The following is a 21,579-nucleotide window of genomic DNA, read 5'->3' on the forward strand; positions in this document are numbered from 1 at the left end:
CATGACCAGCGCAACAGTCTTGACCGTCATCCTGAACTACCGCACGCCCGACCTGACGATCAGCGCCTGCGAAGCCGCCATGCGCGAGATGCAGGATCTGCCTGGCGAGATCGTGGTGGTCGACAATGCCTCGGGCGATGGCTCGTTCGAGAAGCTTTCCAAGGCCGCCACCGACTATGGTTGGCTCGCCAGCGGCAAGCTGCGGCTGGTGCAAAGCGGGCGCAATGGTGGCTTTGGCGCCGGGATGAACGTGGGCATGAACGCGGGTCTGTCGAACGGGGCCGCACCCGATTTCTATTACCTCTTGAATTCGGACGCATGGCCCGATCCGGGCTGCATCCGCGGCCTGCGCGATTTCCTGCTGGAAACCCCCGATGCCGGTCTGGCCGCCAGCGCCGTGCGCGGCATCGACGACGATCCGCACCGCACTGCCTTTCGCTTTCCCACCGCCGCGGGCGAGTTCGAGGCCGCCGCCCGCACCGGCCCGCTGAGCCGCCTGCTGCGCGACCATATCATCGCGCCCCCCCTGCCCGCGCGGCGCACAAGGGTCGACTGGGCCTCGGGCGCCAGCCTGATGATCCGGCGCGAGGTGATCGCGGCAACCGGTGGTTTCGACGAGCGATTCTTTCTTTATTTCGAGGAAACCGATCTTTGCCATCGCGCCCAGGCCGAGGGCTGGAGCACGCATTACCTGCCTGACGTGGGTGTGGTTCATATCGGCTCGGCCAGCACCGGCATGAAAAGCTGGAACCGGACCCCGCAATACTGGTTCGATTCCCGGCTTCACTATTACCACAAGACCCATGGGCGGGCCTATGCGGCGGGTGCCACGCTGGCGCTGGTGACCGGTGCCGCGATCTGGCGCCTGCGCCGTCTGGTACAGGCCAAGCCGCAGGCCGACCCCGACCGTTTCCTGACCGATCTGGTCAGCCATGCCTTGCGCGCCGCTTTGGGCCGGTCACGTACCGCCCCCGCCCCAGTTACCGCCATCCCGGAGGATAGCAGATGAGCCTGACCCATGTCGTGATCGGAAACGAATCCCTGTTGATCGGTTGCAGCGAGATGCTGCTCGACCGCGGGCACCAGATCGCCGCCGTCGTTTCCACCGATGCCGAAATCGCCACCTGGGCGCGGGGCAAGGGCCTCGCCCATATGCGCGAGATCTCGGAGCTGGAGCCGCATCTCGCGGGCGCCGGGTTCGACTGGTTGCTGTCGATCGCCAATCTCCGGGTGATCCCGCAGGCGGTGCTGGCCCTGCCGCGCCGGGGGGCCGTGAACTTTCACGACGGACCGCTGCCGCGCTATGCCGGGCTGAACACGCCGGCATGGGCGCTGATGGCGGGCGAAACCCGCTATGGCGTGACCTGGCATCTGATCGAAGGCGGCATCGACGAGGGCGACATCCTGGCGCAACAGATGTTCGACATCGTCGAGGATGACACTGCGTTTTCGCTGAACTCCAAGTGCTATGGCGCGGCGCTGGACAGTTTCGCACGGGTGGCCGACCAGCTGGAACAGGGGCTCGAACGGCAAGCGCAGGATCTGAGCCAGCGCAGCTATTTCGGACGCGACGCCCGGCCCGCCGCCGCCGGGCGGCTGGACTTCACCAAACCCGCCACGACGCTGGCCGCGCTGGTGCGCGCGCTTGATTTCGGCGACTATGCCAACCCGCTGACCTGCGCCAAGATCGTGGCTGGCGGGCGGGTGCTGGCTGTTGGTCAGGCCCGGGCCGAGGGACGTTCGGGCGCCCTGCCCGGAACCGTTCTTTCCACAACTGCCGACAGCCTCCACCTGGCCTGTGGCGAAGGCGATCTGATGCTGGGTGCACTGCGCGCTCTGGACGGCTTGCCGGTCGATCTGGCCGAACTTGCCCCCAAGGGGCAGCGCCTGCCCGCATTCTCTGCCACCGAGGGCGAGGCTCTGGGCCGCGCGCTGGCTGCCGCCCTGCCCGCCGAACGACACTGGCATGTCGCCCTCACTGCGATGCGGCCGCTGCCGGTGCCGCTGGCCATCGGTAACACGTCCGGCACACCCGCGCCGCACCGTCTTTCGGTTCCACACGGCCTGGGCGAAGCCGCTCTGATGGCCTCGGTCGTCGTCTGGGCCTTGCGGAGCAGCGGTGAGGACTACGGCGATCTGGCCTTGACCACCGGCGCCATGCAGCAGGCCGCCGCAAACGGCTATGTCAGCGGTTGGGTGCCTTTGCAGGCGGCGCTGACCTCGACCCGCGCCGACCTGATCGGCTGGGTCGAACATACGGCCGAAGCCGCCCGCGCCACGGGCGCGCCCCCCGCCGACCTGATGCTGCGCGACCCGCGCATTTCCCACAGGACCATACCACAAGTGGCGCTGGCGCTGGATGGCGCCGGGCCGGTTCCGGGGGCGGTACTGACCGTGGCGCTGGACCAGGGGCAGGCCACGCTTTTTGCCGATGCCGCGCGGCTCGACCCGCGCCAGACCGAGATCCTGGCCCGGCGGCTGGAAACCGCGATGCATGCGATGGGCTGCGCGCGCGACACCGATACCGTCTCCGCGTTGCCGGTTCTGCCGGCGTCGGAACGCTCGACCATGATCAGCGACTGGAACCGTAGCGCCCGCGATTACGACCGGGCGTTGACCATACACCATGCTTTCGAGGATCAGGCCGCCCGCACACCCGAGGCCCCGGCGCTGGTCTTTGAGCGGCAAACGCTCAGCTACGCCGCCCTCAATGCCCGCGCCAATGCGGTGGCCGCCCGCCTGTGTGAAATGGGCGCCGGTCCGGGCAGCCATATCGGCATCTATCTCGACCGCGGCCCCGAATTGCTGATTGCGGCGCTGGCCGCGCTCAAGGCGGGCGGCGCCTATGTGCCGCTCGACCCCGCCTATCCGGCCGACCGCATCGCCCATTATGTCAGCGACAGCCGCGCCGCGATCATCGTGACCAATGGCGCCCGCGCACAAAGCCTGCCCGACACGCAGGCGCAGATCCTCGACCTTGGCCCGCTGACAAATGCCAGACAACCCGAGAATGTCGATGGCGGTGCCAGCGCCGACGATCTGGCCTATGTGATCTACACGTCAGGTTCGACTGGCACGCCCAAGGGGGTGATGGTCGAACACCGCAATGTGGCCAATTTCTTTGCCGGGATGGACGACCGCATCGACCATGCCAATGGCGGCGTCTGGCTGGCGGTCACCTCGCTGAGCTTTGACATCTCGGTGCTGGAACTGTTCTGGACGCTGGCGCGCGGCTTCAAGGTGGTGCTGAGTTCCGACGAGAACCGCGCCGAAGTCTCGAAAGGCCCAATCGCGGTCAGTGACCGGCCGATCGACTTCAACCTGATGTATTGGGGCAATGACGACGGGCCGGGGCCGAAGAAATACGAACTGCTGCTCGAAGGCGCGAAATTCGCCGACGCGCACGGGTTCAACGCGGTCTGGACGCCGGAACGGCATTTCCACGCCTTTGGCGGCCCCTATCCGAACCCCTCGGTGACCGGCGCGGCGGTGGCTGCGGTGACAAAAAATCTCAGCGTGCGCGCCGGGTCCTGCGTGGCCCCGCTGCACCATCCCTCCCGCATCGCCGAGGAATGGGCAGTGATCGACAACCTGACCGGCGGGCGCGCGGCGCTTGGCATCGCCTCGGGCTGGCAGCCTGACGATTTCATCCTGCGCCCGGAAAACACCCCGCCGCGCAACAAGCCCGCCATGTTCGAAACCATCGAAACCCTGCGCAAGCTCTGGCGCGGCGAGGCGGTGGAGTTCGCCAAGGCCGATGGCACCATGCATTCGGTCGTCACCCAGCCGCGCCCGGTGTCGAAGGAACTGCCGCTCTGGGTCACCACGGCGGGCAACCCGGAGACCTGGCGCGAGGCCGGGGCCATCGGCGCCAACGTGCTGACCCACCTTCTGGGCCAGAGCATCGACGAGGTGGCCGACAAGATCCGCATCTATCACGCCGCCCTGCGCGAGGCGGGCCATGACCCGGCCGATTTCAAGGTGACGCTGATGCTGCACACCTATCTGGCCGACACCCGCGAAGAGGCCGCGCGCATCGCGCGCGAGCCGATGAAGGATTACCTGCGCTCGGCCGCCGGGCTGATCAAGCAATATGCCTGGGCCTTCCCCGCCTTCAAGAAACCCAAAGGGGTGACCAACGCCTTTGAAATGGATCTGGGCGTGCTGAGCGGCGACGAGCTGGAAGCGATCCTCGATTTCGCCTTCGAGCGGTATTTCGAGGACTCGGGGCTGTTCGGCACCATCAACGATGCCGTGGCCCGCGTCGAACAGCTCAAACGCATCGGCGTGGACGAGGTGGCTTGCCTCATCGACTATGGCATCGACCCCGCCGTGGTGCTCGAAGGGCTGAAACCCTTGGCCGAGGTGCTGAAACGGGTGCGCGCGCCCAGCGCGCTGGCCGAGGATGATTTCTCGCTGGCCGCCCAGATCGTGCGCCATGGGGTGACGCATATTCAATGCACGCCCTCGATGGCGCGGATGATCGCCATGAACGACGAGGCGCGCATGGCGCTTGGCCGGGTCAAACACCTGCTGCTGGGCGGCGAGGCGTTGCCGGGCGACTTGGTCGAGGATCTGCGCGAGGCGACCGGCGCCCGCATTCTCAACATGTACGGGCCGACCGAGACCACGATCTGGTCCACCTGTGCGCTGGTGCCGCCCCGGACCGAGGGCACGGTCGATATCGGCCAGCCCATCGCCAATACCACCGTTTATGTGCTGGACGGCAGCGGACAACCCTGCCCCATTGGCGTGCCCGGAGAGCTGCATATCGGCGGCGAGGGGGTGACACGCGGCTATTGGCAGCGCCCCGAACTGACCGCCGAGCGGTTCCCGCGCGATCCGTTTGCCGCCGAGGCCGGGCTCACGGTGACCGCCGCGCCGCAGATGTACCGCACCGGCGATCTGGTACGCTGGCGGGCCGACGGGCAGCTCGATTTCCTGGGGCGAAGCGACCATCAGGTCAAGATCCGCGGCCAGCGGATCGAGTTGGGCGAGATCGAGGCGGCGATGGCCTCTTATCCCGGTGTCACCGGCGCGGTGGTGATTGCGCGTGAGATGGGCGGCGACACAAGGCTGGTGGGCTATGTCACCACCGGCGGGCCGGTCTCGGATGTTGCCCTGCGCGCGCATCTGGCTGCGCGCCTGACCGAGGTGATGGTGCCCGCACATATCGTGACGCTCGACGCGTTTCCGCTGACGCCCAACAAGAAGATCGACCGCAAGGCCCTGCCCGAACCGGTGCAGCAGCGCGCCGCACCCAGCGCCCCCTCGGAACCCGTCAGCGGCGCCGCGGCGCAGATCGCAGCGATCTGGTCGCGCATCCTGGGCGTCGGTGACATCCGGGCCGATGACAACTTCTTTACCCTTGGCGGGCATTCCCTGCTGGCGGTGCAGGCCCATCGCGAGATCCGCGCGGCGCTGAACGTGCCGGCCCTGCCCATCACCGACATCTTCCGCTTCCCCACCCTGGGCGGGCTGGCCGCGCATTTGTCAAAAGGCGATGCTCCCGATGAACCGACGCCACCTGCCGTCGACAGCGAGGAACGCGCCAGCACCATGTCGCGCCGGCGGGCGATGCGGGCCAACCGGCAGGAACGGGTGCGGTGACAGGGGCGGCGGCCACCGGGGCGCTGATGCTGGCGGCGCCGCTGCTGGATACGCGCGTGGCGCTGGCCGCGACCGACCCCGCCGGGCCGCATCAGGCCTATCCCGAAGAACTGGCCGCCCTGTCCCGCGCCACCACCAAACGGCAGCGTGAATTTGCCGCCGGGCGCGCCGCCGCCCGCCTCTCGCTGCGCGAACTGGGCGCCCCGGCTTTGGCGATCCCGATGGGAACCGACCGGGCGCCGGTCTGGCCGCCGGGGCTGCTGGGCAGCATCACCCATACCGATACCGCCTGTCTGGCCGCCACCGCATGGGAGGGCGAGATTCGCCTCCTCGGCCTGGACATGGAACCCGACACGCCACTGGACACGGACCTGCTGGAGACCGTCTGCATCCCCGCCGAACGCGACTGGCTGGCCAGGCAGGACATGGCCGGGCACTGGGCCAAGCTGATCTTTTCGGCCAAGGAATGCGCCTACAAGGCGCAATACCGGCTGAGCCGCGCCCTGATCGGCTTCGACGCCATCGCGATCAGGCCCGATCCCGTCAGCCAGAGCTTTGCCGCCACCTTTCAGACCGACATACCGCCCTTTTCCAGGGGTGAAACACTGCACGGGCGTTTTGCGCGCGGGGGCGGGCTGATTATCACTGTGCTGGCCGTTGCCGCGTGAAATCTGAATGAGGTTACGCTAGAAAGCCCCCATGTTGCGCGCTGTTCTGCCCACCCTCCTGATCCTAGCGATTCTGATGGCCGGTCTCTGGTGGGGCTGGCTGCGCCCGCGCCTGCCCGACAGCGCCGTGGTGGATGCTGCCTATGCCCGACCGCTGCCACCGCCTGCGGGTGCGATGGCGGTGTTTCACCTCGGTCACAGCCTGGTGGGACAGGACATGCCGGCGATGCTGCAACAGTTGTCCCCAATCGGGCACGACTATGCCAGCCAGCTGGGATGGGGCACCACGCTCAAGGCGCATTGGGAGCCGGATGAGGGGATCAATGGCTTTGAGCAGATGAACGACCATCCCCGCTATCGCGCCGCCGACAGCGCCCTTCGATCGGGTGACTATGACGCTGTGATCCTGACCGAAATGGTCGAGCTAACCGACGCGATCAAGTATTTCGAAAGCGACCGCTATTTCAGCAAATGGGCCGAACTTGCACGTGAGGCACGGCCCGATACGCGGGTGTTCTTGTACGAAACCTGGCACTGGCTGGACGATCCCGATGGCTGGCTCAACCGGCTCGACCGTGATCTTGTCGCGCTTTGGGAAAACGAGATCCTGCTGCGCGACATGGCCCGTAACCCCGACAACCCCGCCCATGTGATCCCGGTGGGTCAGGTCCTGTCCCGCTTTGTCCGCGCTGTCGAAGCGCGTGGCGGTGTGCCTGGCATTGAAGGGCCCGAGGCGCTGTTCCACACCGACGACCAGGGACGACTCGACCCGATCCACATGGGTGATCTGGGCAACTATCTGATCGCGCTCACCCATTACGCGGTGCTCTATCAGGCATCCCCCGTCGGCCTTCCCCACCAGTTGAACCGGGCCGATGGCAGCCCCGCCCTTGCCCCCTCGCCAGAGGCCGCGCGACTGATGCAGGAGATCGTCTGGCAGACCGTCACCAGCTATCCCAAGACCGGAGTCCCGCAATGAGCTGGATCACCAACCTGATCGGCATCCTTTTCATTGGCCATTCGCTGTTTGGCCCGACCAACCCGCAAATGCTGTCACAGGTGCTGGAGGGGCGCGACGTGCGGGTCGCAGCTCAAATTATCAATGGCGCGCCGCTGTCATATCAATGGGACAATGGCGCCACGGCTGAAGGTGTGAACGCGCGCGAGGTGCTGCCCGGTGGTGGCTATGATGTGGTGATCCTGACCGAGGGGATCCCGCTGGCCAACCAGATGCAGTATAATGACAGCATCGGCTCGGCCCGGCGCTATTACGATCTGGCCCTGTCCGCCAATCCCGACACCCGGGTGTTCCTGCAAGAGACGTGGCACGATCTGCGCTCGGGCAGCGGCGTCGATATCCTCTATGACGAGGGCGACGACCTCCCCTGGCGCGAGCGGATCGAGGCGGATCTGCCCCGGTGGCAATCCATCGTCGACGGCGTCAACGCCACCCGCCCCGAGGGCGCGCCACCGATGCAGCTGTTGCCCGCCGGACAGGCGATGCTGGCGCTGACCGATGCCATAGCGGCCGGGACGGTGCCGGGGGTCGACCGCATCGCGCAACTCTTCTCCGACGATATCCATCCCAACGATCTGGGCTTCTATTTCCTGACCATGGTGCAATATGCCGCCGTGACCGGGGAAAGCCCGGTGGGTCTGCCACGGCGGCTTCAGGATCGGTGGGGCAAGGCCTATGCCACCCCCGGTCCGGCGCTGGCGCAGCGGTTGCAAGAGGTCGCCTGGACCGTGGCGCAGGGGTTCGAGGCGCCCGAGCCACCCGCGCCGCAACCTGTGGCCACCGCTGAGCCACAGTCTGTCTCCTCCGCCCCCGAGGAAGCGGATGAACCCGCCGAGCCACGACAGGGCTTTTTCCCGCCGCCCGCGCCCGAGGGGCCGGTGCCGGTGGCGATCGGGCTGGCTGGCGTCAATGACTGGTCGGTGCAGCAGCCCTTTCTCGACGTGTTCAAGACCGCCCGCCCCTGGATCGGCCACCTGCCCCGGCAATGGGGCGGCGTCGACCATGCCCAGCTGCAAGAGGCCGGTTATCTCGACCCGAATGGCTGGGTGATGGCGATCCCGCCCGAGCTGGGCTCGGTCGGGACGCTGATCCTGACCGACCTGCCCGAAGAGGCGGTCTCGACCGCCGGGCGCTATGTGCTGCGCTTTGCCGGCAAGGGCGTGGTCGAGGTGTCGGGCCGCGCCGAAAATGTGCGCTATGGCAAGAACAGCGTCAGTTTCGATTTCACCCCCGGCCCCGGATCGGTCGATATCCGCATCCAGCGCACCCATCGCGGCGGCGATTATGTGCGCGACATCTCGGTGGTGAAGGAGGAGCATCTGGACGCCCACCAGGCAGGTGGCCTGTTCAATCCGCTCTGGCTGGACCGGCTGATGGGCTTTCGCGCGCTGCGCTTCATGGACTGGATGCAGACCAACGACTCGCAGCAATCGGCCTGGGCGGATCGCCCCCGTCCCGAAGAGTTCACCTGGGCGATGAAGGGCGTACCGCTCGAGGTGATGATCGAGCTTTTGAACCGCACCGGCGCAGATGGCTGGTTCAACATGCCCCATCTGGCCGATGACGACTACATCCGCCGCTTTGCCGAGAGGGTGCGCGACGATCTGTGGATCGAACAGCGCGCCTATGTCGAATTGTCCAACGAGGTCTGGAACTGGCAATTCACCCAGGCGCAATGGGCCGAGGATCAGGCCCGCGCGCGCTGGAACAAGAAAGACCATTGGGTCAGCTACTATGCCGCCCGCGCAGTCGAGATGGCCGATATCTGGACAGATGTGTTCGGCGATCAGGCCGAGGCGCGGCTGATCCGGGTGATCTCGACCCAGACCGGCTGGCTGGGGCTGGAGGAAATGATCCTCGACGCCCCCATCTGGACCGCCGAGGAGTCGGGCCGCGCCCCCCCCGCCAGCCATTTCGACGCCTATGCGGTGACCGGCTATTTCGGTGGCACGCTGGGATGGGAGGACCGGCTGCCGCTGGTCCGGCAATGGCTGGCCGATAGCCGCGCCGCGGCCGAGGCTCAGGCCGACGCGCAGGGGCTGAGCGGTGCTGCGCGTGACGACTATGTCGCAAAGCACCGCTATGACCTGGCTAGTGCGCTGGCCTGGGCCGAGCTGCGCGACGGCGCCGCCAGCGGCAAGGTCGAGGACACGCTGCTGGGCAATCTGAAAGAGTACCTGCCCTATCACGCCGAGGTCGCGCGCCGACACGGCCTAGACCTGATCATGTACGAGGGCGGCAGCCATGTGGTGGGTAGCGGGCCGCTGGTGGATGATGCCGAACTGACCGCGTTCCTGACACATTTCAATTACACGCACGAGATGGGTGAGCTTTATACCGACCTGATCCGGGGCTGGCACGCGTTGGGCGGCGGGCTGTTCACAGCCTATGCCGATGTATACCGGCCCAACAAATGGGGCAGCTGGGGTCACCTGCGCCATCTCGACGACGACAACCCGCGCTGGGACGCGCTGGTGGAGTTTCTGAAGTGAGCCGCTGGCTGAGCGTCATCCTCCCCGCCCATGACGAGGCAGCGTGGATTGGCGATTGCGCCCGCGCGCTCCTGGCCTCGGACCCGCTGCCCGCAGGCTGGCGGTGCGAAGTGCTGGTGGTGGCCAATGGCTGCACCGACGACACCGCCTCACGCGCGCGCGGCTTTGCGGATCAGGCGGCGGCGCGCGGCTGGGACTGGCAGGTGCTGGAACTGGCCGAGGGTGGCAAACTGGGCGCGCTCACGGCCGGGGATGCGGCAGCGCGAGGCGAATTGCGCGCCTATCTGGATGCGGACGTGCGTCTGGATGCTGCATTGCTGGCACAACTGGTCGCCGCGCTCGACACCGAGGCGCCCCGCTATGCAAGTGGCGCCCCCCGCGTCGCCCCGGCAAAGAGCCAGATCACCCGTCTTTACGCGCGGTTCTGGCAACGCCTGCCCTTTGTCGCAACCGGCGTTCCCGGCTTCGGCCTGTTTGCGGTCAATGCCGCCGGGCGCGCGCGCTGGCGGAATTGGCCCGATATCATCTCTGACGACACCTTTGTACGGCTGAGTTTCACACCGCAAGAACGCCTGCGTGTGAAGGCTGGCTATGACTGGCCCATGGTCGAGGGTTTTGCCAATCTCGTGCGTGTACGGCGACGGCAGGATGCAGGCGTGGCCGAGGTTGCGCGGCTCTATCCGCATCTGCCGCAGAACGATGGTACACCCGGTCTGGGCATGGGCGGCCTGATCCGGCACCTGCTGCGCGACCCGCTGGGTTTCGCCGTCTATGCAACTGTGGCGATCACGGTGCGGACGCCGCTTTACCGGCCCCAGTCCCGCTGGGACCGGGGCCGGTAAGGCGGCGGGGCGCCAGAAAATTCGACGAATTTTCTGGCGCTACCCCTCGGAACCCGCGACCAGATCAGCCAGTTTGCGAGCCTGGTCGTCGATTGCGTGCCGCTTCAAAACACGCATGCGCCCTGCCTCGCCCATCCCTCGCAACCGCGCCACCGGTGTTTCGGCCAGCACGGCCAGCGCCTCGGCCAGCGCGGCATCGTCACCGGCGGGCACCAGCCAGCCGGTCTCGCCCGTCAGCACCAGTTCCGGCGTGCCCGCCACATAGGTTGCCACCACCGGCCGCGCCAGCGCCATCGCCTCCATCACCACCATGGGTAGTCCCTCGGCAAAACTGGGCATCACCAGCGCATGTGCCCGCTCAAGCGCGGCGCGCACGCCATCCTGATCCAGCCAGCCGGTCAGCGTGATATTGCGCTCAAGCCCGGCCCCGGCGATCGCCTTTTCCAGCGCCGGGCGCATCTCGCCATCGCCAACCAGGTCCAGATGTACCTGCGGATGCTCACGCACCAGACGCGCCATGGCCCGTACCAACACCATCTGCCCCTTTTGCTCGACAAAACGGCCGATCGAGACCAGGCGCAGCGGCCCCTCGGGCACCGGCTGCGGGTCGTCAAATGCGTCGGGCTCGATCCCGCAATGGACCACATGCAACCGGTCCCAGGTTTCGAACCCAGCCCAACGGCAGAGCTGGCTGCGTCCGAATTGGCTGACCCCAACGGCAAAGCGCGCGCGATCCAGCTTCTCCCCCAGGCTGAGCGCAACCGGCGCGTCGAATTCTTCTGGCCCGTGCACGGTAAGGGAATATCCCGGCCCTCCCAGCGCATGGGCCAGCATGGCAACGGTAGCGGAATTGGTGCCAAAATGGGCGTGGATATGACCGACCCCTTCCGCCTGGCAACGGTTCGCGACCTCGGCCGCCTCGGCCAGATAGATCAGATGGCGCGCCCAACCACTGGACGAGGCGCGCCCGCAGCTTAGCGCCAGTCGCAGCGCGGCAAGGCCACGCCCCGGCGCACGCAGGAACCGGCGCAACAGGGCGCCGCTTAGCCCCAACACGCCCCGGTCGAGCACATAACTCGTCTCTGCCGCCTCGGCCCTGTCACGCGCATCGACCAGCGGCGCCTCGGCCCGGCGCATCGCCAGCCGCACCACCTGATGCCTCTGCCGCTCGAGCGCCTGGATCTCGCGGCGAATGAAACTGTGCGAGGGTTGCGGATAGGTGTTCAGGACATAGGCGATGATCACGAGGGCGGATATCCGGCTAAGGAAGATTGCCCCAGTCCTAGCCTGCAGCGGCTCTGCTGCCTAGCGTGGGCCCTCATCGGGTACCCGGCAAGCCGCCGCCTGTGGACCCAAGGCCACAAGCATGGCCTGGCAAGGCGCGCTCTGATTGACCCAACCGGCGCCGGTCCCTAGCGTGACGAAAACCGGCCCAGACAGGCCGCCAGCAGAGATCCCACATGTCCCGCCTTCTCTCCGCCTTTCACGGTTCCGGCCTGATGGCCCGCGTCCTGCGCAGCGCCTCGTGGCTGATGGTGGGTTATGGCGGCAGTCAGGCGCTGAGACTGGCGGCAAACCTGCTGATGACCCGGCTTCTATACCCCGAGGCCTTTGGCCTGATGACGCTGGTCACGGTGGTGGTGGTCGGGCTCAATCTGTTTTCCGATGTGGGCATCGGCCCGGCCATCGCACAGAACCCGCGCGGCGACGACCCCGATTTCCTGAACACCGCCTGGACCATCCAGGTGGGGCGCGGCATCGGGCTGTTCGCGGTGGCCTGCCTGCTGGCCCTGCCGGTGTCGCGGATTTATGACGAGCCCGATCTGACCACCTATCTGCCGGTGGCGGCACTGGCGCTGCTGATCTCGGGCTTTTTCCCGACCCGGATCGAAACCGCGCACCGGCACCTGATTGTCGGGCGTCTCACCGTACTGGACCTGATCAGCCAGTTGATCGGCATCGGCGCGATGGCGGCGCTGGCGATCGCCACACGCTCGGTCATGGCGCTGGCGCTGGGGGGCGTGATCACGGCACTGGCCAAGCTGGTCCTGACCCATTTCCTGTTGCCGGGCGCTCCCAACCGGTTCCGCTGGGAGCCGGCGGCCCGGTCCGAGCTGATGCGGTTCGGAAAATGGATCTTCCTGTCCACCGCGCTGACCTTTGTGATCAGCCAGGGCGACCGGGCGATCCTGGGCCGCTACCTGACGATGGAGATGCTGGGCATCTACAATATCGGCTATTTTCTGGGCAGTTTCCCGATCATGCTGGGGATGGCCGTGGTCGGTCGCATCATGTTGCCGGTCTATCGCGATCATCCCCCCGATGCCGATCCGGCCAACTGGCGCCGGCTGGCACGGTTGCGGGCAGGTGTGACGCTGGGGGTCGGGCTGCCGCTGGTGGCGGTGGCGCTGGCCGGGCCGCAACTGGTCGACCTTCTTTATGACCCGCGCTACCAGCTGGCGGGGCCGATGGTGACGCTGATTTCGCTGGCCTTCATCCCGCAACTGATCGTGGTGACATATGACATCGTCGCGCTGGCCAGGGGCGACAGCCTGTCCTATTTCGCGTTGATGCTGGTGCGGGCGCTGATGCAGGTGGGCGCGATCCTGCTGGGGATCTGGGCCTTTGGCCTGCTGGGGGCGATCCTGTCGCTGGCGGCGGCGACACTCGCCACCTATCCCGCCGTGTTGTGGCTGACCGGCAAATACGGCGCCCGCGACCTGCGCCACGACATCATTGCGATTGTGCTGGGCGGGGTCGCAGCGGCCACCGTGATCCGGTTTCACTGGACCGAGATCGCGCCGCTGGCGGCGCTCTGAGGCGATGCCTATTCTGCCGGGGTCTGACGGCGCCGGAACAGGGACATTACCCGAGACCAGAGCGAGGGTGCCCGTCTTTCAGTATCTAGATATGGCACCGTCACCACCGGACGAAAGCCCAGTTCACGCTCCAGCTGTGCAGCGCTGCGCAGGACCGGGTGGCGCATCTCCATCAGCACGGCCAGCGCAAAGGCGACGACGAAACTGGCGGCCGCGCCAAGAATGGCCTTTTTCTTGCGGCTTTCGGTGACGGGATAATCGGGGATCGCGGCCTCTTCGATTACGGTAAGCCGCTCGGCCTGCCGCTCGGTCTCTATGAGAAAGCCCATCTCGGCCTCGCTGCGGCGGGTCGAGACCTGATTCAATTGGTCCTGCAACTGCTCCAGCCGGCGATCATAGGTGCCCAGCATGCGCTCGACCTCGGGGCTGGTCTCGATCTGGCTCTCCAACTCGCGCTTGCGGTTTTCCAGTAGGTCACGCTGCGCATCCAGGGTGGCCAGCTGTTCGCGATAATCCTTTTTCATCCGCTCGGCGGTTGCCGGGCGCTCGCTCTGCTCGGCCAGTTGAATCGCACGCTCGATCTCGATCCGCTCGCGCGCGATATCGAGCAGGCCGCCGTTGATGGTGGCAATCTCGTCGCGGCGGGAATCCAGTACGCCGGGTAGCGCAAGCTGGTTGTGGCTGCGGAAATCCTCGATCTCGTTTTCAAGCGCCTCGATATCGGACTCCAGCGCCGCCGCCTGCGCATCGAAGAAGGTCAGCGTGGCGCGGGCATTCTCGATACGGGTTCGTTTACTCAGCTCGACGGTACGCTGACCGAATTCATGCGCCACCTGCTGGGCCAGGAGCGCGGTCGGCATCCGGGCGGTGATCGTCAAGACCGAGATCGTTCCATCATCGGAAAACCCCTCGCGTGCGGCGGCCACGCCCTCGATCCGCACGGCAGTACGCAACATGTCCACCTTGGCCTGCGGCCTGAGCGCGGGCATATCGGCATAGATACCATATTTCTCGATAATCTCGAGCATGGTACCGCGGGTGGTTAAGACCTGCTGAATGAGTTGCAGGCGCCGTGCCGAGGACCCCTCGACCGTACTGCGCGCCAATTCGTCGGAAACCACCGGGCGTGCAATCTGAATGACCTCATATGCCTCGTATTCGTGCTTTTGCATCGATGCGAGAGCCACTGAAAGTACAGTCCCGATCACGATGACAGCCAGCATGAGCCGCGCCCGTCTGCGGATCATGTCTAGAATGTCGTCCAAAGAATAGATCGGCCCCATGCCTGTCACTCAACTCGCTGCTACGACCCATGCCTCTTCTTGCAAGGAAACAGACCATGTCATGCCGACGAAAATAAGGCCGTTCCGGGCAAAAACGAAGATCGGACTATCTAGTTTTTCACACCCTAGCCGCGCCCACGATTCAGGATCACGCCCAAGAGCGGTGTCGTCTCTCCGATCACCTGCTGGCAGCGCCGTACCTGGTCGGCGGTAGTCTGGGTGCCGTCGGCGACCAGCAACACTCCGTCCAGCCGAGGCATAAACGCCGCCAGATCATCATAAGCAAGGATCGCCGGAAGATCGCAAATCATCAAGTCCGGGTTCAGATCGGTCTGGATAAGGTCCAGAACCTCGGCGCTGACCGGTGCTTGCAGTATTTCCGAGGCATCGCGCGCGACACCGGCCCCAAGACCGACGGCCAGCGTCCCGCTGCACCGCACCAAATGGTCGAGATAAGAGGCATCCCCACGCAACAAGGCGCGCATATCACCTTGTGCAGGCAAACCAAGAGCCTTGGCCAGACCGGGATCACGCATGTTCATGTCTAGCAGCACGGTCCGGCTCTCAGGGACCCGCGCGATGCTCAGTGCCAGATTGACAGCGGTAAAGCTGGCGCCACAGCCCCGGGTCGGTGCCACAACACCGATCCGGTGCCAGCCGCGCGCCTTCAGTGTCTGCAAGAGACGGGTGCGCAGGACATCAAACGCCTTCGCAGCGGGGTCAGAACGATAAAGGTTTACCAGCGGCATCTGCGCAGACTGAGGGCACCCAAGCCCAAGAGGTATGGTCTGCAACCGTTCCCACGGTTCTGGCAAAGTGGCTGGCAGAGGCCCGGCGATTTGCGGCGCCGGCAGTGGCAGCGCTTTCGTCGAAGCCGCCGGATCAACCGTTTTCGCGCGCCGCTTTGCCGCCTCGGCCCGAAGCGCGGCCTTGCGCCGGAACGGGCGATCTGCGGCTTCGCGTTTACCGATACCGGAGGTCTGGTCGTTCATCAAAGCAGCCGTTTCGGTTTCCGGAGCCAGGTCTCTATCATGATATGCCATATTTTGACACCTAACCTATGAATCAACAAATAAACTCAACAGCCCGTCCGGCGAACCACCACCGATGTGGTCCGCAGCAGCAGCGAGAGATCTCCGATCAGACTGACAGTACGCGCATAGTCTGCATCGACTTTTGACCGGTAGTCGAAACGAGAGTTGTTCCGTTCGGAGACCTGCCACAGGCCCGTGATCCCTGGCCGCAGCGCAAAATAACTCTCGGCGGGGCCGTAAAGCGGCAGCTGGTCGGGCATCATTGGACGCGGACCGACCAGGCTCATATCGCCCGTGAGCACGTTCCAAAGCTGGGGCAGTTCATCCAGAGAGGTGCGCCGCAGGAAGTTTCCGACAGGAGTAATCCGCGGATCGTCCTTCAGCTTTTGCGTGGCGTCCCATTCGGCTCGCATTACCGGGTCCTCTGCCAGCATCTTTTCCAGCTGGGCATCGGCGTCCATAACCATCGTTCGCAACTTGAGAATGTAAAACAGCTTGCCGTCGCGCCCCAGCCTCGGCTGCCGATAAAAGGCATCTCCGCCTTCAAGCCGGAGCGCCAACGCGCAAAAGGCGATGATTAGCAAAGAAACCGGAAGCGAAAGGACAATGAAGGCTACATCTAGGAACCGCTTGCCAACGGCAGCGTAAATACCGTTTGCCGGAGAAACGTCACCCCCCAGCTTCTCCGGCGGCGCGATTGTATTTGCAGGCAACAACGCTGTTTCCAGCATGCCCTTTGCCTGATCGGCTTGGCCAGACGCCACTGGCACCGCCAGTGAAGCGGTATAGATGTAGTCCTTCATGTCCCCCCCTACGCGGGATACCTGAGGCTAAGCCTTGGCACTGACCCCCAGCACATTGGCCTCGCAATCACTCTTCACACACACAAGACCAAGCAGCCGGCCCTGCATCTTTCGGCGGTGCTTACCCTGGCGAACCGCGCCCTACACGCAGTCTTGCCGGGCATGAATGTGGCTAACTTCCGCCATAGTTCTGCCACGTTCGACCCTATCAGCTACCTAGAGAATTTTAAGAAATTCTGCGTCAACAGATTGTTTCCGTATGCAACCACTTAGAATTTCGCAAATTTCCAGAAAAAGCGTGAACCAAACCAATCAACTGAGCAGTGATTGTTTCCAAACCCGCAACCGTGCAAAACTGGGAATCGGGTAAACAGTCTGCTTGTTCCAACTCTATCAAATCCGCGAGAGATTGTGTCTAAAACATGGCGAGGAGTTGTCGCTCTCGTCTATCTCCCGGCTCATACCTGTATTCTGACCGTGTCGACGAACGCTGACTCAAAAACGCCGGTGATGTTTGCGATTTTTCTGCCGGCGAAATGACGTAGCCATCTTCTTAGCCTGCCTGTTCCATCCGCAGCAGCTGGTGGCAAGCAGCAATGGCAGCCTCCGTTTCGCCTGTTTCCACAAAATTCAGGAGGCGCTCCAGCACCTCTGGACGGCAAATTGGGTCGAGCACACCTAACGGACCCGGAAAGGCACGACGCCGAATCGAGAAAGAGGCAACTTTCTTCAGCTCTGCGCCTATGTCGAAATTTCCCAACTGGCGGGCATGGCAGAAATCATAGGTCTCATAGCCTTGGTCGATAGCCCAGCCGATTGCCTGGGAAGTCAGCAGCAGACCGACATCGTCGCTTGTCACCACCTGGCCCCTGCCCGCTACGATGAGATGAACACGCTTCATCCGCGGATCGAGGATATGACCAAGTGCGCCGATCACCTGCCCATCGTGCCGAACGACCGGCAGATAAAGCAGGCCGAGCCGACTGGCCGCCGTCAGGAGCCGCAGGGTATTCATCGCCAACTGGCGCGCAGTCGCCGCCCCCATGGTTGAAGCGTGTTCACGCATCCACAGCCGCAGCAGCACACCCATATCGGATTTGAGCGAGGCGCCAGCGGTATGACTCAACCTGTACAGGCCGTTGTTCAAATAGCGTCGGGTGACGCGGCGGATTCTCTGGCGGGTGTCCGTACTCGGACCGGTGGACAGCCAGGCTTCATATTCATCGGGTAAATCAATACGGGGGCAGATCAGTTTATCAGCCTCGCCCTTGTTGGCGCCACGCTCATCCGACCGCACCGAATAGGTGGCCTCGGGAAAGGCGGCCACAAACTTGGTCGCCCGGTAGCGCGAGCTCTCGGATTGCAAGGACAGTCGCACCCAAGGGATCTGCTTCAACGTCTCAGCCAGTGCTGCAATCACAAGATCCTCGTACCGCGGTTCGCAAAGGAACCCGGTATATTCACTCCATAGAAGACGGCCACCTGCCTCGATCTCGGTCTGGAATTCCTTCCGGTTTCGGCTCCAGTTTGCGTTGTGTTTCAATGGCAGAACACCGACCAGACGCGGCCCGTGATAGACCACGATCACCCGCCAGCGCCCCGGATTGACAGCAAATGCCTGCGCCAGCCAGTCCCATGACAGAAACACCGTGCCCTCAGGATCGCGCGCCTCGAGCGCGCGCCAGCTGTCACGCAGGGCGGAGAATGCCCCCCATGCCGAGACCGGCTCAACCCGGAGCCTGCCACTGGCCAAAACGCTGGCCTCGAAATCCGGTACTTCGCTCATGGTTACGCACTTTTGAGCGAGCGTCCGTCCCTGAGGATCGCTTCAAAGCTGTCGACAGCACCGTCGAAGTTGCGTGTCAGCGGCGCGGTGATCGGCGATTGGGCCGCAAAATAGGCCCCCACCCTGCAAATCTGCATCGCGAATTCAGGATGAACGCCGGCATCGTCGTATTTGCGTACGCGTTCCTTGGATAGCCAGCCGCGTTTCCTGGCCTCTTTCACGATCAACTTGAATCGCTGCACACAATGAAAGGTCAGGTAGACCGAGAGATAGTCTAGATAGTCGTCGATCCGGTAGCCACATCCGGGATCAAAGGCGTCGATCATCACATCGACCATTTTGTCGGGCGCGATTGGCCAAGCTTCGTCCCCAATGAGCCAAGCGAAGTCCTCGGCCCCGTGGCGCAGGCCGGAATACTCGAAATCGAACCATCTGAGACGGCCCGCTCGGTCCAGCGCTGCATTGCCAGACCGGCAATCCCATTTCACGAATTGGCGGCCCGGATTTGCCAGGCGTTCGGCGGCCGCTGCGCGGTCGAACCGGTTGTCGATCCCCATCGAATAGGGTTGCAGGGTGTCCACCCCCTCGACAAGGTTGGTCACCCAGGCGTTGCTGTCACCCAGAACAGGTAGCATATGCTGGAACTCGGTACGCCGCGCCGCGCTTTGCAAGCGAAAGATCGCAGCAACCGCCTGCGCGGCCAAATCCAGCTGGCTGCTGTCGACGTGACGCACGATCTCCTGGTTCAGACGTCGACGGCCCACATCCGACTGGAACAAGACCTCGCCGACCACGCCCAGGCATTTAGGCAGGTCATCGCTATGCAGGCGCAGCCGTTCCAGCACAAAAGCTTCAAGATGGGTGCGGCGAACAGTAGGGCGCAGGGTGGCGATGACATCCATGTCGCCGAAATGCAGCCGAAAGCTGGAGCGTCCCTCGCCACCGGGCGCGGTCACCTTCTGGACCGGGCGCCCAAAACGGGTCTGGGCAGCTTCAACAATACGGGTCAACCTGTCCCAATTGCCTCTGCCTGCCATAACCCTCGCTCCCGTTCCAAAATGCGATCGGTGCATCTTCGCGCCTCTCAAAGGCGCGTCAGCCCTCTCTGCTCGATAGCATGAAGAGCGATTCGCTCGCAGGGTACGACCGTTTGATTGCCGGATTGCACACCGGCCGAAGGTCAATCACAGGGCAATGCCGGCATTGTTCACTGACTGCGGCGAAAGGTGCGAAATCGACCCCGCACCGGCCCCCGCTAAGCCCGATCGCAAGTCGCTCTTTGCACTGACAGATATCGGGCCAACGAAGGCATTCAGTGTTTCAAACATTACGATGGTCATCGATCCGACCGGGATCGCGATCCGCGCTTGCCGGATGTCATGGATGAAGGCGAGAGGAACAAAGACATCTGAGCTCAGCGTCTTGAGAAACAAAGGAAACGAAGGGGCCGTGACCGGGATGACCGAAGGAAAAGCCCGAAGAGGCACGGTGCAGGGGCACAAGCAAAGGGCTAGTCCGTCCGGAACTCGTTATCCCGTTACCGTCGAATTCCCAGCGCCGCGCCGATGGCCGGGTGAGCCGGTATTGTCTCATGTTTCACCTGCATTCGGGCAAGCCGGGCCTGCGCCCAGTCAGGAAACGGCGCGCCGCGCCCGGTTTCCTGACTGACATTCATGATCAGTGCTTCCTGGCTGGCACAGAGCACGCCGTCTCGGTCGGCATACATCTCAGCGAAGTAGACAATCCTCTTCGCATCGTGGTCGAGCAGTCGAAAATGCAGGTGAAACCCCTCACCTTCCAGTATCTCGCGCCGGAACTGGACATGCGATTGCAGGATATAGGGGCCGGCCCCGGCGGTTTCGACATAGGTCTTGCCAAGCCCCAGTTGCTCTTCGAGCATCACGTCCAGCGCCTTGTCAAAGGCGACGCCGTAATAGCCCACATTCATGTGCCCGTTATAGTCGATCCATTCAGGACGCACCGTGAAACCACGCACTTCGACCGGGGCGGGATAGGGGCCGTCATGGCCGCTCTGCGGGGTCTTTTCCACCATCGCGCTCAATCCTCGAATATCGCCACCGCGCGGGTGAACCCCGCGCTTGCGCCTTTGATCTTGAACGGAAAACAGGAAATGGTGAAGCCCGTGGGCGGCAACTGGTCCAGGTTCGCCAGCTTTTCCATGTGGCAATAGCCGATCTCCATCGAGGCGCGGTGCCCCTCCCAGATGATCGCCGCATCGCCACTTTCGGCATAGACGCGCGCGGTCAGCGGAAAGGGCGCATCCCAGGACCAGGCATCTGTGCCGGTTACCCGCACGCCGCGTTCGGTCAGATAGAGCGTTGCCGCGCGCCCCATGCCGCAGCCCTTGATCAGGTAATCCGGCTGACCATAGCGCGCCCCGGCCGAGGTATTGACCACCACGATATCGAGCGGTTGAAGCACATGCCCGATGCGTTCCAGCTCGGCCTCGACATCTTCTGCGCTGACAACGTAACCATCCGGGAAATGGCGAAAATCCAGTTTCACGCCCGGATTGAAACACCACTCCAGCGGCACCTCGTCGATGGTGATCGCCCGTTCGCCGTTGTTCATCGTCGAATGGTGGTGATAGGGCGCGTCCAGATGGGTGCCGTTATGGGTCGCAACGCTGAGCCGCTCCACCGCCCAGCCCTCGCCACCCGGCAGATCCTCGCGCTTGAGCCCGGGGAAAAAGGACATCACCTGTTCGGCGGTCTGCTCATGCGTCAGATACTCGATCTCGGGCAGCATGATCGGCGGGTCGGAGACGATCCCGGTTTCCAGCGGAACGGAAAGATCAACAAAACGGCGGGCCATGGGCATTCCTTTGCGCAACTTGCGCAGAGGTTAGAAGCGCCCGCCCAGCCCGGCAAGACGCAAAGGGGGCGCTGCCCCCTCAGCCCTGCGGGCCTCACCCTCGGAGGTATTTTTAACCAGAAAGAAGCATATCCGCGGTGCTGCTTCTTTCTGGTTCAAAATACTCCGGAGCGCGAGGCGGAGCCTCGCAAAGGCTTTATTCCGCCGCCAGCGCTTCGGCTTTCTCGACCCTTACTGCGGAGTATTTGAACTCTGGTATTTTTCCGTATGGGTCGAGAGCTGCGTTTGTGAGGATGTTTGCGGCGGCTTCGACATAGGCGAAGGGGAGGAAGACGTTGTCCTGTGCGATGGCGCGGTCGGCGCGGACCATGACCTGGACGCTGCCGCGC

16 protein-coding genes are annotated in these 21,579 nt (G+C 64.1%); 7 read left to right on the plus strand and 9 right to left on the minus strand.

Going from position 1 to position 21,579, the window contains the following annotated elements:
• Nucleotide 1: 1 nt before the first annotated feature.
• From AC2FNY_RS11275 to AC2FNY_RS11300, 6 genes are read left to right on the plus strand one after another with little or no spacing between them, the layout of a single operon-like run.
• Entirely contained in the window at nucleotides 2-1,009 is a 1,008-nt protein-coding gene (locus AC2FNY_RS11275) for a glycosyltransferase family 2 protein (RefSeq protein WP_496802502.1), read from the plus strand.
• The gene (locus AC2FNY_RS11280; RefSeq protein ID WP_496802503.1) at nucleotides 1,006-5,610 is read left to right on the plus strand and encodes a MupA/Atu3671 family FMN-dependent luciferase-like monooxygenase; all 4,605 of its coding nucleotides are present in this window, start codon (nucleotides 1,006-1,008) and stop codon (nucleotides 5,608-5,610) included. The genes AC2FNY_RS11275 and AC2FNY_RS11280 overlap by 4 nt, the downstream gene beginning before the upstream one ends.
• Nucleotides 5,607-6,278 (plus strand): 4'-phosphopantetheinyl transferase family protein, encoded by a 672-nt coding sequence (locus AC2FNY_RS11285; RefSeq protein WP_496802504.1) that lies wholly within the window; start codon nucleotides 5,607-5,609, stop codon nucleotides 6,276-6,278. Before AC2FNY_RS11280 ends, AC2FNY_RS11285 begins: the two co-directional genes overlap by 4 nt.
• Nucleotides 6,279-6,309: 31 nt before the next feature.
• A complete protein-coding gene (locus AC2FNY_RS11290) occupies nucleotides 6,310-7,257 on the plus strand; it encodes a hypothetical protein (protein WP_496802505.1) in 948 nt (315 codons plus the stop codon).
• Complete coding sequence (locus AC2FNY_RS11295) at nucleotides 7,254-9,788, plus strand: hypothetical protein (RefSeq protein WP_496802506.1); 2,535 nt, start codon at nucleotides 7,254-7,256, stop codon at nucleotides 9,786-9,788. The genes AC2FNY_RS11290 and AC2FNY_RS11295 overlap by 4 nt, the downstream gene beginning before the upstream one ends.
• A complete protein-coding gene (locus tag AC2FNY_RS11300) occupies nucleotides 9,785-10,630 on the plus strand; it encodes a glycosyltransferase (RefSeq protein ID WP_496802507.1) in 846 nt (281 codons plus the stop codon). Before AC2FNY_RS11295 ends, AC2FNY_RS11300 begins: the two co-directional genes overlap by 4 nt.
• Nucleotides 10,631-10,669: 39 nt before the next feature.
• Here AC2FNY_RS11300 and AC2FNY_RS11305 read toward each other — a convergent pair whose 3' ends face one another.
• On the minus strand, nucleotides 10,670-11,875 hold the full coding sequence (locus AC2FNY_RS11305; protein ID WP_496802508.1) for a glycosyltransferase family 4 protein: 1,206 nt from the start codon (nucleotides 11,873-11,875) through the stop codon (nucleotides 10,670-10,672).
• A 215-nt stretch (nucleotides 11,876-12,090) separates the two neighbouring features.
• Between AC2FNY_RS11305 and AC2FNY_RS11310 the strand changes: the two genes are divergently transcribed.
• Entirely contained in the window at nucleotides 12,091-13,449 is a 1,359-nt protein-coding gene (locus AC2FNY_RS11310; RefSeq protein ID WP_496802509.1) for an oligosaccharide flippase family protein, read from the plus strand.
• An 8-nt stretch (nucleotides 13,450-13,457) separates the two neighbouring features.
• On the opposite strand, the gene AC2FNY_RS11315 is transcribed toward AC2FNY_RS11310, so the two are convergent.
• From AC2FNY_RS11315 to AC2FNY_RS11350, 8 genes are all read right to left on the minus strand, one after another.
• The gene (locus AC2FNY_RS11315; protein WP_496802510.1) at nucleotides 13,458-14,732 is read right to left on the minus strand and encodes a Wzz/FepE/Etk N-terminal domain-containing protein; all 1,275 of its coding nucleotides are present in this window, start codon (nucleotides 14,730-14,732) and stop codon (nucleotides 13,458-13,460) included.
• A 125-nt stretch (nucleotides 14,733-14,857) separates the two neighbouring features.
• The gene (locus AC2FNY_RS11320; protein ID WP_234139272.1) at nucleotides 14,858-15,724 is read right to left on the minus strand and encodes a CpsD/CapB family tyrosine-protein kinase; all 867 of its coding nucleotides are present in this window, start codon (nucleotides 15,722-15,724) and stop codon (nucleotides 14,858-14,860) included.
• 86 nt (nucleotides 15,725-15,810) lie between these two features.
• A complete protein-coding gene (locus tag AC2FNY_RS11325; protein ID WP_234139271.1) occupies nucleotides 15,811-16,569 on the minus strand; it encodes a sugar transferase in 759 nt (252 codons plus the stop codon).
• Nucleotides 16,570-17,122: 553 nt separating this feature from the next.
• The gene (locus AC2FNY_RS11330; RefSeq protein ID WP_496802511.1) at nucleotides 17,123-18,355 is read right to left on the minus strand and encodes a GNAT family N-acetyltransferase; all 1,233 of its coding nucleotides are present in this window, start codon (nucleotides 18,353-18,355) and stop codon (nucleotides 17,123-17,125) included.
• 2 nt (nucleotides 18,356-18,357) lie between these two features.
• Nucleotides 18,358-19,365 (minus strand): aminoglycoside phosphotransferase family protein, encoded by a 1,008-nt coding sequence (locus AC2FNY_RS11335; RefSeq protein WP_496802512.1) that lies wholly within the window; start codon nucleotides 19,363-19,365, stop codon nucleotides 18,358-18,360.
• A 527-nt stretch (nucleotides 19,366-19,892) separates the two neighbouring features.
• Entirely contained in the window at nucleotides 19,893-20,408 is a 516-nt protein-coding gene (locus tag AC2FNY_RS11340; protein ID WP_234139267.1) for a thioesterase family protein, read from the minus strand.
• Between the two features lie 5 nt (nucleotides 20,409-20,413).
• Nucleotides 20,414-21,190, minus strand: coding sequence for a cyclase family protein (locus AC2FNY_RS11345; RefSeq protein ID WP_234218501.1), 777 nt, complete (start codon nucleotides 21,188-21,190; stop codon nucleotides 20,414-20,416).
• A 196-nt stretch (nucleotides 21,191-21,386) separates the two neighbouring features.
• A partial coding sequence (locus AC2FNY_RS11350; RefSeq protein WP_496802513.1) for a molybdopterin dinucleotide binding domain-containing protein occupies nucleotides 21,387-21,579 on the minus strand: 193 nt, incomplete at its 5' end.

It is taken from the genome of Ruegeria sp. BHSC223 (assembly GCF_059613025.1).

Excerpts from the sequence above, each read along its gene's own strand:
- AC2FNY_RS11275 (WP_496802502.1), top strand. The coding sequence starts at position 2 with ATGACCAGCGCAACAGTCTTGACCGTCATCCTGAACTACCGCACGCCC.
- AC2FNY_RS11345 (WP_234218501.1), bottom strand. The coding sequence starts at position 21,190 with ATGGCCCGCCGTTTTGTTGATCTTTCCGTTCCGCTGGAAACCGGGATC.
- AC2FNY_RS11295 (WP_496802506.1), top strand. The coding sequence starts at position 7,254 with ATGAGCTGGATCACCAACCTGATCGGCATCCTTTTCATTGGCCATTCG.
- AC2FNY_RS11310 (WP_496802509.1), top strand. The coding sequence starts at position 12,091 with ATGTCCCGCCTTCTCTCCGCCTTTCACGGTTCCGGCCTGATGGCCCGC.
- AC2FNY_RS11325 (WP_234139271.1), bottom strand. The coding sequence starts at position 16,569 with ATGAAGGACTACATCTATACCGCTTCACTGGCGGTGCCAGTGGCGTCT.
- AC2FNY_RS11290 (WP_496802505.1), top strand. The coding sequence starts at position 6,310 with ATGTTGCGCGCTGTTCTGCCCACCCTCCTGATCCTAGCGATTCTGATG.
- AC2FNY_RS11280 (WP_496802503.1), top strand. The coding sequence starts at position 1,006 with ATGAGCCTGACCCATGTCGTGATCGGAAACGAATCCCTGTTGATCGGT.
- AC2FNY_RS11340 (WP_234139267.1), bottom strand. The coding sequence starts at position 20,408 with ATGGTGGAAAAGACCCCGCAGAGCGGCCATGACGGCCCCTATCCCGCC.
- AC2FNY_RS11315 (WP_496802510.1), bottom strand. The coding sequence starts at position 14,732 with ATGGGGCCGATCTATTCTTTGGACGACATTCTAGACATGATCCGCAGA.
- AC2FNY_RS11330 (WP_496802511.1), bottom strand. The coding sequence starts at position 18,355 with ATGAGCGAAGTACCGGATTTCGAGGCCAGCGTTTTGGCCAGTGGCAGG.
- AC2FNY_RS11320 (WP_234139272.1), bottom strand. The coding sequence starts at position 15,724 with ATGAACGACCAGACCTCCGGTATCGGTAAACGCGAAGCCGCAGATCGC.